This window comes from Hydrogenophaga sp. SNF1 (assembly GCF_034421675.1).
Lineage (GTDB): Bacteria > Pseudomonadota > Gammaproteobacteria > Burkholderiales > Burkholderiaceae_C > Hydrogenophaga > Hydrogenophaga borbori.
The window spans coordinates 2,587,918-2,602,469 of sequence record NZ_CP139793.1; the positions used below are offsets into that span (position 1 = coordinate 2,587,918).

Here is a 14,552-nt window from a genome sequence, read left to right on the forward strand (position 1 = left end):
CTCGTTTACCCTAAGGAGCTTCGATGAACGCCGTCCACGAATCGCAGAAGGGCCAAAGCGCCGGCTGGATACCCGGTCACCAGGCGCTGCCCGGCGTGTACGCCTACGACCTGGAGAGCCTGCCCTGGCGCACCACGCCGCGCGGCACCGCGCGCGAGAAGGCGGTGCGCCGCGACGAAGCCGCGGGCCTGTTCCTCGGGCTGATCGCCTTCGATCCCATGAGCCGATCGGGCGTGCACCAGCACCGGGGCACCGCGAGCAGCTACTTTCTGTCGGGTGAGCTGGTCGACTTCCAGTGCACCACGCGCGCGGGCGCGGTGGGTATCAACCTCGCGGGCGCCACGCACGATGCGGTGACCTACGGCGGCTGCACGCTGTTCTCGCGCCTGGAGGCGCCCGTGACGATCGAGCCCGATGGCGCGGCGATCCACCCGCACGCGAAGAAGACCACGGTGGTCAACGAATCGCCGTTCACGCCCCCGGACATCACCGTGGTGCTCGACGAGGTGGTGCCGGTGGCTTCGCCGTTTGCGCGCGTGTCGCGCCGCGCGGTGTTCGACTACGCGGGCACGGGGCACAACCGGCGCCTGTGCATGTTGCAGCTGTGGCCCGGCGCGCACCTGCCCGATCTGCAGCACCAGGGCCTGACCGACTGGTTCCTGATGGCGGGCGACCTGCGCATCGGCGACACGCGCGTGGCGGGGCCGTCGGTGGTGGTGATCGAGCCGGGGTCGCGCGTGGACGTGTCGTCCACCTTCGGCTGTTCCTTGCTGGCCTGGGCCGAAGCGCCCGCGCACGCTGGGGGGGATCCGGCGCTTGAGCCCTACGGCTTCTGATCCGGAGTCTTGGCGGTTCTGCGCTTCGGGGGCCGTTGTGGCTCTTGCTGCTGCGCTGGCAGGCCTGCGCGGCCACTGGGCCGACGGTGTGGGTGCCCCGATTTCTTGTTGGTGCGCGCGGGTGTCACTCTCGACGGATGGTGGGGTTCGCGGGCACAGGCCCCATTCGCGGTGGCCACAGAGGCTGAGTGCCCGCACGGTGTTCACGAAACAACGCAGGCCTGCTCGGGTGGTCGCCCGCGAGCGTGGGCCGGAGAACGCGGACCCCGCCAGCCGTCAGCGCGACGCCGAGGCGAGAAGCGAGAAGCGCCTGGATCACTCGTTCGGCTCGTCGCCCGCCGGGTCATTGCGCGCCTGCAGCAGCAGCTTGCCCAGCAACTGGTGCAAGGTCTTGAGCTCGCTCTCGCTCAGGCTGGCGTAGACATGGGCCTCGCGCTTGATCGCGGCCTGCGCGATCTCGCCATACACGGCCCAACCCTCGTCGGTGAGGCTGAGGTGGAAGCTGCGGCGGTCCGCTTCGCTGTTCTCGCGAGCCAGCCGGCCCTGTGATTCGAGCTTGCGCACCACGCGCGAGACGCTCATCTTGTCCAGGCCGGTGAAATCCGACAGCGTCTGCGCCGTGATGCCGGGCTTGTCGGCCACGGTGAGCAGCACGCGCCATTCGGTGAGGTTGAGGTCGAAGCGCTCGCCAAAACGCAGACCGAAGGGTTTGCCCGTGACGTTGGTGAGCACCCAGATGCGGTAATAGGGCGAACTCTCGGTGGAGAGCAGCGCGCGTTTCGCGGACCGGGCGCGGCCACCGCCGCCGGCGGTGCGTGAGGGGGGTGTCGCGCGCGAAGCCATGGCGCGGCAGTGTATGCGAGGCCTGCCATGCCCCGGGTCGCCTGTGTTCAGTGGGGCACGCGCGGCGCCGCGGCGTCGGCGTTCGACCAGCGCACCAACTGCGCGCGCGCCTCGTCGCTGGCTTCGGTGAGCTGGCGCGCCAGGTGCAGGCCCACAAACCAGCGCCGCTCGGACAGCGCGGCGCAGGGCTGCAGGTCTTCCATCAGCGAGCGCAGCGCCAAGGCGGACGCGTGCAGCGCCTCCAGTCGGGCGGACAGGTCTTGCAGTGGGTTCATGCGCCCCCCATCGATGGCAGTGCGCGCAGCACCATGGTGACGCCCAGCGCGCCGATGGCGATCTGGAACCCGCGTTTGAACGCGGCCTCGCTGAGCCGCTGGCGCGCGAAGGCGCCGAGGCCCAGCCCTGCCAGCGCGGGCAGCAGCATGGCGGCCGAGGCCGCGAAGGCGTCCGTGCGCACGCCACCGGCGCCCAGGCTGATCCACAGGCACAGGGTGCAGACCGTGAAGGTGAGGCCCAGCGCGCCGACCAAGGCGTCTTTGTTCAGGCCCAGCGATTGCAGGTACGGCACGCTGGGCATGACGAACACGCCGCTGGCCACCGTGAGCGCGCCCGTGGCCAGGCCCATGGCGGAACCGATCCACGTGTCGTGGCGCCCCGGCGGGGGCAGGCGCAGGCCGAGCAACCCGGCCAGGCCGTAGAGCGTGAGCAGACCGCCGGTGAGCGCCTGCGCCCAGGGGCCTGCGCTGGCCACCTCGGGCAGCGGCGAGAGCCAGGCCCCGGCCACGATGCCCAGGCACAGGCCGTGCGTGCGGCGCCACACCGCCCAGGCCACGCCGCAGCGCAGGTACTGCCAGACGTTGGTGAGCAGGGAGGGCAACACCAGCAGCGCCGCGGCCTGCGCGAGCGGCAGCATCAGCGAAAGCCCGGCGATGGCCACCGTGGGCAGGCCCAGCCCGGTCACCCCTTTGACGGTGCCCGCGACCACAAACACGGCGGCCACCGCCACCAGTTGCTGCATTTCCATGCGGCGCGATTCTGTCGAGGCCGCGCGGGCAGAGCCATCGCAAAGAAGCGGAGGGGGCGTTCGAAAAAACCGGAGGCCGCGCGGGCCGTGGCGCGGTTCAGCCGCGCGCGGACTGCTCGTGCAGAAAGCCGATCAGTGACTTCACCGAGGCCGGTGCCGTGTCGTGCGCGTGGTGCGTGCACAAGAGGAGGCGGCGCTTGGCCCAGCTGTCGCGCAGCGGGCGCCACTGCAGGCCGGGGTACTGGCGCACCAGCTCGCGCGTGGCGAGGCTGGAGACGATGGACAGGCCCACGTCGAGCGCCACCATCTTGAGCACGCCCTCGAAGGTGCGCAGGCTCACGCGGTAGCGAATCACCTTGCCGAGATCGGCCGCCTTCACCTGCAGGTAGGTGTAGAGCGCACTCTGCGCGGGCAGGCCTACCATGGGGTGATCCAGGCACTCGTCGAAGCGCGGCGCATCGCCGAGCGCGGCCAGGCGGTGCAGGGTGCCCACCACCACCAGATGGTCGTCGGCCAGCGGCATAGCGTGCAGGCCGCTGGTGTCCATGGTGTCGGCCAGCACGCCCACATCGGCCTTGCGGCGGTGCAGGGCCTCGAGGATTTCGCCGGTCCACATTTCCTGCAGATCGACGTCGACCTCGGGGTGTTCGCTGAGGAAGCGCGACAGCGGCTCGGGCAGGTAGCCCGAGAGCGCGGCGGTGTTGGCCAGCAGGCTCACGCGGCCGCGCACGCCGTGCGCGAACGGCGCCATCTCGCGCTGCAACCGGTCCAGTTCCACCAGCACCGACCGGGCGTGGCGCGCGAGCTCGATGCCCGCGTCGGTGGGCCGCACGCCGGAGGCGCGGCGCTCGAACAGGCGCACGCCCAGGGCCGATTCCAGCTCCTGCAGCCGGCTGCTGGCCGCCGCCACGGACAGGTGGCAGCGCCCGGCACCGGCTGTGATGGACCCGGCGTCGAGCACCTCGATGAACAGCTTGAGCTTGGCGACGTCGACTTTCATGGGGGGAGGGCGCGGGAGGGCGTGGCGATCATAGACAGGCACGGATCCAGGAGACCCGGCCGCAATGCCCAAGCGTTCCCGCCGAGAACTAAGGGTTTACCCTAGTTATTTGGGTCATGAGCGTGCAAAATTCCGCGCGTTCGTTGACGGGACGCGTTTCTGCGCGTCCTCCAGCGGGAACTTCCCGCCGACCTGTCTCCCAGGTCATCCGATGCGATTGACGCCCTCGCGGCGCGGTCCGCCGGTCGGGCGAACACCGCACCGCCACATCGCCGCCCCTTGGCGTCCACACCGCGCGAGCGCGCCCACCCGGCGTGCCCCACGGGTTTTTCGTTTTCCGTTCCGTTCATCCCGCCGGTGCCCCACGAGGGCGCGGTGGTGACGCTTTTTCGGGCCCATCCCTGGCCCGCCCGCCATGAATACCGAACGCATCCTGCTCGTCGACGACAGCGAGAACGACAACCTGTTCCACGAGATCACCATCCGCAAGACCGGCTTCGCGGGTGAGATCCGGGCCTTCGAATCGGCCGAGGACTTCTTGCAATTCCTGCGCCAGGACGCTGAGCGCCCGGCGACCCTGGTGCTGCTGGACATCAACCTGCCCGGCATGAATGGCTTCGACTGCGCGCGCCAGATCGAGGCCCTGGTGGGCGAGGGCCGCCCGGTGTTCGTGAGCGTGCTCACCTCGTCCACCTGGCGCGACGACCGCCGCGCGGCGCAGGATCTGCCCATCATCGAGGACTTCCTGGTCAAGCCGCTCACGCGCGAGGCGCTGGATCGGGTGATGGCCCGCGCGCGCGCCAAGGCCAGCGCGGGCTGATCCGAACGGGCGCGGCGCGTCGCCCAGGCGGCGTCCGCCGCGCGCAACGGCATGCACAATGCCCCGCACCCGTGCACCGCACACGGGCAGAGGAGACCGCATGCACCACGACGAACAGGTTCGGCTGATCCAGCGCGCGCTCGCGCTCATCGAGGCCGGCGCCAGCGAGCGCGGTGAACCCACGTTCAGCCCCGTGAGCCGCTACCTGGACCCGGCGCGCTTCGAATCCGAGCGGGAGCGGCTGTTCCGCGCCTTGCCGATCGCGGTCTGCGCCTCGGGCAGCCTGGCGGCCGCCGGCGACAGCCTGGCCCTCGACGTGGCGGGTGTGCCGCTGCTGCTGGCGCGCGGCGAGGGCGGCGAACTGAACGCCTTCATCAATGCCTGCCGCCACCGCGGGGCGCGCCTGCTGGGCGCGGGAGCGCACCACCAGCGCGCCTTCGTCTGCCCGTACCACAGCTGGACCTATGGTCTGGACGGCGCCTTGCGCGGCCGTCCGCACGCCGCGGATTTCCCGCACGCACCGCCCGAGCGCTGCGCGCTCGTCCGCGTGCCGGTGGGCGAAGCGCTGGGTCTGGTGTGGGTGGTGCCGCGCGCACGGCGCGAGGGCGAGTCCGATCGCATCGACCTGGAGCGCCACCTGGGCCGCTTCGGCCAGGACCTGCGCCATTGGGGCTATGACGGCTGGGTGCCCTTCCATGAGCGCAGCTTTCCCAATGCCGCGAACTGGAAGATTCCCTTCGAAGGCAACCTGGAGACCTACCACTTCCAGTATGCGCACCGCCAGAGCATCGCCCACCTGTTCCACGACAACCTGCTCATCGCCGACCACGACGGTGACCACCAGCGGCTGCTGCTACCCAAGCGCAGCATGGCGGGGCTGCGCGAGCAGCCGCATGAGCGCTGGGCGATTGGCCCGCACTCAAACATCATCTACTTCTTCTTCCCGGCCACCTTCATCCTGCACGAGGGCGACCACGCCAACCTGTTCACCGTGCTGCCGGACAGCGTGGGCCACAGCACGGTGCGCGCGGTCACGCTGATCCCCGAGAAGCCCACGAGCGAGAAAGCGGCCCGCCACTGGCAGAAGAACGTCGAGTCCTTCTGGGGAGCGCTGGACGAGGACTTCGCGCTCGGGGTGAGCTGCCAATCGACCCTGGCCAGCGGGGCGAACGCGCACTGGCACCTGGGCGCGACGGAGTGCAGCGCGGCGCGCTTTCATGCGGCGGTGGAGCGGGTGTTGGTGGGTCGATAGCGCACCGAACGACCGGGCGGCCTGTCATCCGCCAGATTGGCCGGTGGCCGCGGTCCAGCCTAGGCTTGCTGCTTGACCCGATGGAGGCTGTCCTCCTGCGGAGTGAAGCTGACCAGGCGACCTTGAGAGAGGCGAAGTACGTAGTCGGCGATCTGCGCCAGGTCGCTGTCGTGCGTGGCGAACACCATGACCTGGCGTTCGCGAGCCTTCGCGTGAAGCCAGGAGACGATGTTGGCGCGCCGTCCGGCATCCAGGGCGGTGGTGGGTTCGTCGAGGAACAAGGCCGCGTCTGGTGGCACCATGGCGCGCGCGATGCAGACGCCTTGGCGTTCCCCGCCGGACAACTGGCCCACTCCTTCCATCGGGCTGGGCTGCGCCGTGAGCAGCGCGTTCAGATCCAGTCGGTGCAGGCTCTGCTCGGCGGCATTCGGTGACTGACGACCGAGCATCACGTTCTCGACGATCCCACAGTTGAAGAGGTGTTCCTGTTGAGAGAGGTAGACCAGGTCGGTCCGGGTGGCCGGTGCAAGCCCATGCACCAGGGCGACACCTGAGCTGGGTGCGTACCAACCGCTCAGAAGCTTCAGAAGCGTGGTCTTGCCGGAGCCGGATTCTCCGAGGATGGCCAGCGACTTGCCCGGTGGAAGCTCGAAGCTGATGCCGTCCAGGACGGGCCGACCCTGGGGTGTGCGAAACGAAAGATGGCGTGCGACGACGGCCGATTCGGTGCGCGCAGGCAGTACGGTATTCCTTGGCGCGGATGCTTGTTTGCCGGCAAGAAACTTCCTCATCTGTGCCTGCGACTCATGGAAGGCGGTGCGTCGTTGAAGCAGTGGCGCGATTTGCCGAACCTGCGCCGAAATCTGGCGTAGCAGCATGTTGGCCATGACCAGTTGCCCGACGGACAATTTCCCGGCCACCACCTCATACGCTCCCACGCCCAGCACGATGGCCAGGGAGATCCGCTCGAACGACAAACTGACCAAGCCTTGCACAACCGACGCGGTGCTCCAGCGCTGCAGCGCGATTTCGTAAGCGTGTTTGCTGGCCTGCCACCGGTTGATGCAGAAGTCGAAGGCATGGTGGGCCTTGAGGCTGAGGGCGCCGCGAAGCATTTCTTCGACGGACGCCAGTTCTTGCTCGCGCGTGCGCTGCAGGCCGCGCGCGGCATGGCGTTGCGTTCGGGTCATCGCGAAGTGGGCCGCCATGAAGACCACCGTGAGGCCCGCAATCGGCAGGCACAGTGTCGAGCTCACTAGGAACAGCGCCGACATGCCGACGAACAGGCACAGTGGAATGGCGGCGGAAGCCACGGCCCAGTCGCTGCGGAAGCGGACATCGGTGCCAATGCTGAGGAAGCGCGCCAATCCATCGTCCTTTGCAAGCCTTTCGAGTTCGGGGTAGGGGGCGGCGGCCAACATCTTCCAGAACCCGGTTTCGGCCTGGACCACGGCGGAGTGCGTGATGTAGAGCATCAGGCGATCGTGGACATAGGTGAAAACGGCTTCGCAGGCGTAGAAGATGGCGAAGGCCAGAAGCACGGCCAGCAAGGTGGCGAATGCCCGGGTCTGGATCACACGATCGAGGATCACGCCAACCGTCAGGGCCGGAATGAGCGAAATCAAGGCCAGAAGAACGGTGAGCACCATGCAGGCGGCGAGTTCGCGTCGGCAGTGCGTGAAGGCATCGAGGGCTGGTTCGGACATGCCGCCTCACCTTCTTTCGCGAAAGGCCTCGTTGCCGAAGCGAAGGAAGGGGTCGAGCCAGATGTCGATGGGGCGTTGCTTGCCCACTTCAATATCGGCGATCAGCTTCATGCCATGCCGGATGTCGAGCGCCTGCAGATCGTCCGACGCTGGCGTCAGGCGTGCGATGGCGACGTAGTCCGCGAGTCTTTCGTCGCCAGGGAGCACCTCCCTCAAGACGCGAACGACCACGGCGGGACGGCTGCCGTAGATCGTGAACGGATAGGCCTCGAACTTGACGTCGATCGCTTGGCCGGGTTTGACGAATGGATAGTCCTCATTGCGCACGCGCAGCTGAAGCTCCAGCGGTGTGCGAACAGGGACGACCGACATCAGCCGTTCTCCCGCGCGCACCGCATTGCCAGCGACCTGTTCCGAAACGTGCTCGATCACGCCGTCGGCGGGCGATTCAATGGCGCTGTTTCGGCTCAGGTCTGTCAGGCGCTGGAATTCGGCAGACGCTTGCAGGAACTGCGCGTGGGTTTCCGCGGCCTTCTGACGCCGGATCCGGTCGACCTCCATCCGCGCAGCGGACAATGCCGCGCGGTGAAGCCCCACGTCTTCCTTGGCGTGAGCGAGTCGTTTTCTGGCAATGAGGACCTGTTCTCCCGCGTCGACGGCATCCTGCTGCATCGCCAGCAGGGAGACGTGTGACTGGAATCCTTTTCGCACCAGTTCCGCATGCCGCTCCAGGCGCTCGCGCGCAATGGGCTGCAGGGCCTCGCGCCGGCGCAGTGTCGCGGCTTCGACATCTTCCTGCGCTAGGCTTTCCATCAGTTCGCCTTTCACGGTTTCGAGGCGTGCGTTCGCCGCCAGCAACTCCGCCTCCACGGCGCGCCGAACAATCCGCTGAGTCTCGATCTCGGCGCTGTCCAGCGGTTCCACAGGGACCGAAAGCCCCGAATACGCGCCGTAGGCCGAGGCGTGGCGGATCATGTTGAGCCGGGCCTGATGGACGCTCAGGCCATTCGCGTCGGGCTCGATGGTCATGAGGCGATCCCCCTGGTGGACGAAGTCGCCTTCGCTGACCTGGACGCTCTGGATGCGACCAGCGAGCGGCGCGACGATGTGTGCGCTTTGTGCCACGGATCGAACCTGACCTTCGGCCCGTACCACTTTCTCCACCTCGATGGCGGTGGCACAGGCGATCGAAGCCATGATGGTCGTCAGCGCGCAGAGCCACGCGGCGTGCATCCAACGGGAAGGCCGCTGCAGGATGGGACCCGTCACAGGCGCTCTCTTCGATCCACCCGTACCGAGAAGACATCTCCCCAGTGCGAGTACCCGCGCAGTTCCAGCAATCGACAGACGCGGTCCACGGATATGCCGCCGGACGTACCGAGGAGTGCCCCAGCCAAGCCCCGCTGACACGCGGTGGCCGAGAAGGCGTCGAACAGTTTCAACGGCAGCGCACCGGCCCTGTAATCCGGGTCGACATAGAAGAAGGTGCTGTGAAGGCAGCGGAGCGTCGTCAGAGAGGGCGAGCCCTCTCGGCCTGCAATGAAGCCGACGATCTTTCCGTCGGCATGGGCGAGGTAGGCAAGGCCCTTGCCATCGCTGCCCAATGCAGACGTAAACAAACGATCGAAATCCAGTGAGAGCGGGCCCAGGGAGAATCGGGCGCTTTCCTTGAAGAAGGCTTCGCCGAGCGTTTGAATCTGTCCGACTTCGGTGGCGTCCAGAACGTGGGGTGGGCGATCGAAGGCAGACAGTGACGGGGATGGAAGTTCTTCTGAACCCATTCCCTCAAAGGCGTGCATGAGCGCGGATATGGAAGTGGCCCCCGCTGAGTAGTGGTGTGAGGCAGCGATTCGCGACTCCCAGCCCATATGGCAGAAATGGCAAGGCGTTCCGTACGCAGGGCTGAAAACGGACGATATGCAAAGGGTGCGCGATCGGAAGTAGGCGACCAGTCCCGACGCCGCCGGCGTTAGATCGAGCTGCTCATAGAACTCGGCGATGCGGGCTTCGCTGTATCGAGCCAGGAGAAGCACCCAGAGTTGATGGCCACGGGCGGGTGAGGTGGCCGATGCCCCCTGCGGGAACGAAGCGAAGACATCTACGGGTACGCCAATGATGTTGTCACGGAGCAAGTCGCGCCAGTATTCGTCGGTGGATGCGATGCGAATCAGAGAAAGACGCTCCTCGGGGTTTCCCAATGGGCGCAAGACACCTCTTGCCAGAAGAAAGTCTCGCGTTGCCTCGTGCGGCAAGTCGTGTTCTGTCGTGCGCTCCTTCAGCATCGCCTCGGTGATCAATGTCAGTTTCTCATCGCGAAGCCGATGCATCAGTTGATTGAACTCGTGGTTGACCAATCTGACGACCGAGCGTGCCGTCACGAGTATGGGTGAGCCATTGCTCGTCTCAAGATGGAATGGATGAACTTGGTACTGATTCACGACGTGATCCAAATCGCTGGCGGCGCTACTGGTAGTGGGTGTGGTCAATGGCGACGCGGAATGACCTTGTCGCCATCTAGACTGACGCTGACGAATCGTCAGGCGGTGGGGCTATTGCCACCCGTGCCGCCGCTACCGCTTCCACCGCAGCCACCGCTGCCACTGCCACTACCGCCGCAGCCGCCGCAACCTCCTGCGACACCTCCGTCATCACCTCCGCCGCCACCGCCATGCGTTCCGCGTTGAGAAAGCTCTTGGTACAAGACGTCGCCGAATTCAGCTTCAATGAGATCCATAGGGATTCCTTTTTGGTATGAACGTGCGTCGCACGTCTTCGCGCACCATGCGCAAAGTGGGTTGCCAGGCGGGATCGGCAATCAATGTCCGTAGAAAACCTGGTATTCGAGCGGTGCCGGCGTCGTCGCGGACCAGTGCCAGAAAAAGCTGCCGTCGCGCAGGATGGCTTCAATCAGTTCATCGGAGAACACGCTGTTAGCTGTCAGGAAGGGCCGATCTTGGTGAAGTGCCTTCAAGGCGGTAAGAAGCTCAGGCGCCATAGCTTCCACGCCGTGGGCGGCGTGAAACGGTTGCTCGTACCACTTGGGTGCGCCGCGCTCTTCCGGGGGCGGTTGCAGTCCGCGCTGAATGCCATCCACGCCCGCGCAGACCAAGGCGGCGAACGCGAGATAGGGGTTGGCGGAGGGATCCGGAAAGCGGATTTCGATGCGGCAATCCTGCTCGCCGGTGAAGTGTGGGATTCGAATGGCGGTGGTCCTGTTGCGATAGCCCCAACCCGGGCCGCGCATCAGGGAGTAGAAGTGATTCAAGCGCTTGTAGCTGTTGACGGTCGGGTTGGTGATGGCGTTCAAGGACTGAAGGTGCACCAGGATGCCGGCGACAAAGGCCAGCCCCTCTGCACTGAGTTGGCCGCTGGGCGCTTCAGGCGAGTGAAAGATGTTGCGACCATCCCGCCACAGCGACACATTGACGTGCATGCCGTTCGATTCGGCATAGGGAATCGGTCGCGGCATGAACGTAGCCGTTCGATCGTGGCCAACAGCCACGGTTCGAACCACATGTTTGAGCAGTTGCACTTGATCGGCCGCCCGGCACAAGGGCGCGTGTTCGACGGCGATTTCATGTTGGCTGGGCCCGGCCTCATGCGCCTGATGAAGCGGTTGGATACCAGCCGCGGTGAGGCGTTCGCAAATCTCGGATCGGATGGGTGCGTGTTGATCGGCTGGCCCCGCCAGGAAGTGCAAGGTCCGGTGTCCGATGCGGTAACCGCTACCGAGTTCGCCCGCGTTACCGGCCCAGCCATCCTCTTCTGCGATTTCCACCAAATTGCGTTCGGCGGTGGTGGCGAAGCGAACGCCCTTGAACAGATTGAATTCGAGTTCGACGCCGACCTGCGCCCTTTCCGCGATGCGTAGGGTGCGCAGCATGGCTTCGGCGCGCTGCGCCACGCCCCGAGCGTCCATGGGGTAGGACCCACGCGGCTCGCCGGGCTGAACCGGTTGCGCAAAGACGAGTCGGTCACCGCCGAAAGGATCGGTGAGCGAGCTGGCTTCGTCGGGCAACAGTTGCAAATCCGATTCGGCTTCGGATTGCCAACCCGGGACGAGGGCGCCGGAGATGGGAACGCGGGAGAGCACGCCGGAGACTCGTCCATTGCGGGCGACTTGCATGAGAAACCCGCGAATGTCGGTGAACAGGTACTTGAGTGCCATCAAAGGGTAGGTGTTGGATGTCCACAAGCAACGCGGCCTACCGGTGCGGATGCGGGTGGTCACAAGGCGCGGCAGTCTATGAGTGCAGGCCCAGCGGCAGATGCCGCGTTTGGTGTTGGTCATAATTTCTTGCGCGTTTCAAACACCACCCGCCCATGCACCGAGATCCGCACGACACCCGCCTGCTGCAAGCCCTCGCCGCCGTCGCCGGCGAGAAGGGACTGGCGGCCACCACCGTGTCCGACGTGGTGCGCGTGGCGGGCGTCTCCAAGCGCACCTTTTACGAACACTTCAGCGACAAGGACGCCTGCTTTCTCACGCTGTACCGCCAGGCCAGCGCCTCGGCGCTGCGCACGCTGCGCGAGTCGGTGCAGCCCGAGCGGCCCTGGCAGGCGCAGCTGGAAACGGCGCTGCAGGCCTACTTCGCTCACCTTGCGGCCGGGCCGCAACTGCTGCGCACGCTCTTTGTGGAGATCCACCACCTGGGCGAGGCGGGCGCCAACGTGCGCCGAGAGGTCATGCGATCTCTGGCCGACTTCATGCGCGACACGGTCAACCGCGATCGCGACGCCGAACACGCGCTGAGCGAGGCCATGGCCATGGCGGCCGTGGGCGCGATCACCGAACTGGTGCTCGACGCGATCGAACGCGGCGAGCAGGCGCAGCTCACCTCGCTCACACCAGCGGCCAGCGACATCGTGCGCCGGCTCGCGCAGGCCTGAAAACAGAAAAGCCCGCGCGGGGCGGGCTTTCTGATGGGCTTGCCGAGGGTCAGGTCAGCGGCAGCAGCGGCACGATCAGCAGCGCCACGATGTTGATGATCTTGATCAGGGGGTTCACCGCCGGGCCGGCCGTGTCCTTGTAGGGGTCGCCCACGGTGTCGCCGGTGACGGCGGCCTTGTGCGCCTCAGAGCCCTTGCCGCCATGGTGGCCGTCCTCGATGTACTTCTTGGCGTTGTCCCAGGCGCCACCGCCGGTGCACATGGAGATGGCGACGAACAGGCCGGTGACGATGGTGCCCATGAGCAGGCCGCCCAGCGCCTTGGGGCCCAGGAACACGCCCACCAGGATGGGCACGATCACCGGCAGCAGACTGGGGACGATCATTTCCTTGATGGCCGCCGTGGTCAGCATGTCCACCGCCTTGCCGTACTCGGGCTTGGCCGTGCCTTCCATGATGCCGGCGATCTCCTTGAACTGGCGGCGCACCTCCACCACCACCGAGCCGGCCGCACGGCCCACGGCCTCCATGGCCATGGCGCCGAACAGGTAGGGAATCATGCCGCCGATGAACAGGCCGATGATCACCATCGGGTCGCTCAGGTCGAAGCTGACCTTGGCACCGTAGGTTTCCAGCTTGTGGGTGTAGTCGGCGAACAGCACCAGCGAGGCCAGGCCGGCCGAGCCGATGGCGTAGCCTTTGGTGACGGCCTTGGTGGTGTTGCCCACCGCGTCCAGCGGGTCGGTGATGTCGCGCACGCTGCTGGGCAGCTCGGCCATCTCGGCGATGCCGCCGGCGTTGTCGGTGATGGGGCCGTAGGCGTCGAGCGCGACCACGATGCCGGCCATGCTCAGCATGGACGTGGCGGCCACGGCGATGCCGTACAGGCCCGCGAGCATGTAGGCGGCCACGATGGCCGCGCAGACGAACAGCACGGGCCAGGCGGTGGAGCGCATCGAGACACCCAGGCCCGCGATGATGTTGGTGCCGTGGCCGGTGGTGGAGGCCTGTGCGATGTGCTTGACCGGGCTGTACTGCGTGCCCGTGTAGAACTCGGTGATCCACACCAGCACGCCAGTGAGCACCAGGCCCACGGCGCAGGCGCCGAACAGGCGCAGCTGGCTGCCGCTCTGGGCAATGGCGTTGTCGGGCATGACCCAGGCCGTGACGAACCAGAAGGCGATCAGCGAGAGCACGCCGGCGATGACCAGGCCTTTGTACAGGGCGGGCATCACGTTCTTCATGCCGGGACTGGCCTTGACGAAGAAGCAGCCGATGATGGACGCGATGATGGACACGCCACCCAGCACCAGCGGGTAGATCACGGCCTGCAGCGGCGCGGTCGCCACCATCAGCGCGCCCAGCACCATGGTGGCGATGAGCGTGACGGCATAGGTTTCGAACAGGTCGGCCGCCATGCCGGCGCAGTCGCCCACGTTGTCGCCCACGTTGTCGGCGATCACCGCGGGGTTGCGCGGGTCGTCCTCGGGGATGCCGGCCTCTACCTTGCCCACCAGGTCGGCGCCCACGTCGGCGCCCTTGGTGAAGATGCCGCCGCCCAGGCGCGCGAAGATGGAAATGAGCGAGGAGCCGAAGGCCAGGCCAATCAGCGGGTTGAGCATCTTGGACAGGTTGGAGGCGGCGTTGAGGTTGCCGTTGCCCACCAGGAACCAGAAGAAGCCGGTGACGCCCAGCAGGCCCAGCCCCACCACCAGCATGCCGGTGATGGCGCCGCCGCGGAAGGCCACGTCCAGCGCCGGGCCCATGCCTTTGGTGGCGGCCTGCGCGGTGCGCACGTTGGCGCGCACCGAGATGTTCATGCCGATGAAGCCGCAGGCGCCCGAGAGCACCGCGCCGACCACGAAGCCGATGGCGGTGGGGCCGTCGAGGAAGATGCCGATGAGCACCGCGAGCACGATGCCGACGAGGCCGATGGTCTTGTACTGCCGCGCCAGGTAGGCGGCCGCGCCGGTCTGGATGGCGCCGGCGATTTCCTGCATGCGGGGATTGCCGGCGTCCTGCGAAAGGATCCAGCTGCGCGACCAGAAGCCGTAGACCACGGCGATCAGGCCACAGACGAGCGCGAAGATCAGCGCACTTTGACCAACCATGAAGTTCTCCTGCCAGTGAGTTCGACTTGGAGGGGGCAACGCCTCCGGGGTATGCCCCCGCTGCGTTGCTT

Annotated in this window: 13 protein-coding genes; 4 read left to right on the forward strand and 9 right to left on the reverse strand. The window is 66.7% G+C overall.

The genetic code is table 11. The annotated features are described in order from the left end of the window. Positions 1-23: 23 nt before the first annotated feature. Complete coding sequence (locus tag SOM08_RS12315; RefSeq protein ID WP_116960488.1) at positions 24-836, forward strand: cupin domain-containing protein; 813 nt, start codon at positions 24-26, stop codon at positions 834-836. A gap of 315 nt (positions 837-1,151) precedes the next feature. Here SOM08_RS12315 and SOM08_RS12320 read toward each other — a convergent pair whose 3' ends face one another. From SOM08_RS12320 to SOM08_RS12335, 4 genes are all read right to left on the reverse strand, one after another. Next, entirely contained in the window at positions 1,152-1,679 is a 528-nt protein-coding gene (locus tag SOM08_RS12320; protein WP_322469027.1) for a MarR family transcriptional regulator, read from the reverse strand. 47 nt (positions 1,680-1,726) lie between these two features. Next, complete coding sequence (locus tag SOM08_RS12325; RefSeq protein WP_116960490.1) at positions 1,727-1,954, reverse strand: hypothetical protein; 228 nt, start codon at positions 1,952-1,954, stop codon at positions 1,727-1,729. Beyond that, entirely contained in the window at positions 1,951-2,703 is a 753-nt protein-coding gene (locus SOM08_RS12330) for a TSUP family transporter (protein ID WP_322469028.1), read from the reverse strand. Before SOM08_RS12330 ends, SOM08_RS12325 begins: the two co-directional genes overlap by 4 nt. A gap of 97 nt (positions 2,704-2,800) precedes the next feature. Beyond that, the gene (locus tag SOM08_RS12335) at positions 2,801-3,703 is read right to left on the reverse strand and encodes a LysR substrate-binding domain-containing protein (protein WP_322469029.1); all 903 of its coding nucleotides are present in this window, start codon (positions 3,701-3,703) and stop codon (positions 2,801-2,803) included. Between the two features lie 415 nt (positions 3,704-4,118). Here SOM08_RS12335 and SOM08_RS12340 point away from each other — a divergent pair, with 415 nt between their 5' ends. Both SOM08_RS12340 and SOM08_RS12345 read left to right on the forward strand, forming a co-directional pair. Next, a complete protein-coding gene (locus tag SOM08_RS12340) occupies positions 4,119-4,523 on the forward strand; it encodes a response regulator (protein ID WP_116960493.1) in 405 nt (134 codons plus the stop codon). A gap of 100 nt (positions 4,524-4,623) precedes the next feature. Further along, positions 4,624-5,775 carry an aromatic ring-hydroxylating dioxygenase subunit alpha gene (locus tag SOM08_RS12345; protein WP_322469030.1) on the forward strand — a complete coding sequence of 384 codons (1,152 nt, stop codon included), beginning with the start codon at positions 4,624-4,626 and terminating at the stop codon, positions 5,773-5,775. Positions 5,776-5,834: 59 nt separating this feature from the next. On the opposite strand, the gene SOM08_RS12350 is transcribed toward SOM08_RS12345, so the two are convergent. The 4 genes from SOM08_RS12350 to SOM08_RS12365 all read right to left on the reverse strand — a co-directional run bounded on the left by SOM08_RS12350 (position 5,835) and on the right by SOM08_RS12365 (position 11,649). Beyond that, positions 5,835-7,481: an ATP-binding cassette domain-containing protein gene (locus SOM08_RS12350; RefSeq protein ID WP_116960495.1), complete on the reverse strand. Its 1,647-nt coding sequence runs from the start codon at positions 7,479-7,481 to the stop codon at positions 5,835-5,837. A 6-nt stretch (positions 7,482-7,487) separates the two neighbouring features. Continuing rightward, complete coding sequence (locus tag SOM08_RS12355) at positions 7,488-8,678, reverse strand: HlyD family efflux transporter periplasmic adaptor subunit (protein WP_322469031.1); 1,191 nt, start codon at positions 8,676-8,678, stop codon at positions 7,488-7,490. Between the two features lie 68 nt (positions 8,679-8,746). Continuing rightward, positions 8,747-9,919, reverse strand: coding sequence for an McbB family protein (locus SOM08_RS12360; protein ID WP_322469032.1), 1,173 nt, complete (start codon positions 9,917-9,919; stop codon positions 8,747-8,749). Positions 9,920-10,296: 377 nt separating this feature from the next. Then, positions 10,297-11,649: a glutamine synthetase family protein gene (locus SOM08_RS12365; protein WP_181936599.1), complete on the reverse strand. Its 1,353-nt coding sequence runs from the start codon at positions 11,647-11,649 to the stop codon at positions 10,297-10,299. A gap of 155 nt (positions 11,650-11,804) precedes the next feature. Between SOM08_RS12365 and SOM08_RS12370 the strand changes: the two genes are divergently transcribed. Then, positions 11,805-12,371 (forward strand): TetR/AcrR family transcriptional regulator, encoded by a 567-nt coding sequence (locus tag SOM08_RS12370; protein ID WP_116961054.1) that lies wholly within the window; start codon positions 11,805-11,807, stop codon positions 12,369-12,371. 49 nt (positions 12,372-12,420) lie between these two features. Here the strand turns inward: SOM08_RS12370 and SOM08_RS12375 are convergent, their stop codons facing one another. Next, positions 12,421-14,481 (reverse strand): sodium-translocating pyrophosphatase, encoded by a 2,061-nt coding sequence (locus SOM08_RS12375; RefSeq protein WP_116961053.1) that lies wholly within the window; start codon positions 14,479-14,481, stop codon positions 12,421-12,423. Between the last annotated feature and the right edge of the window lie 71 nt (positions 14,482-14,552).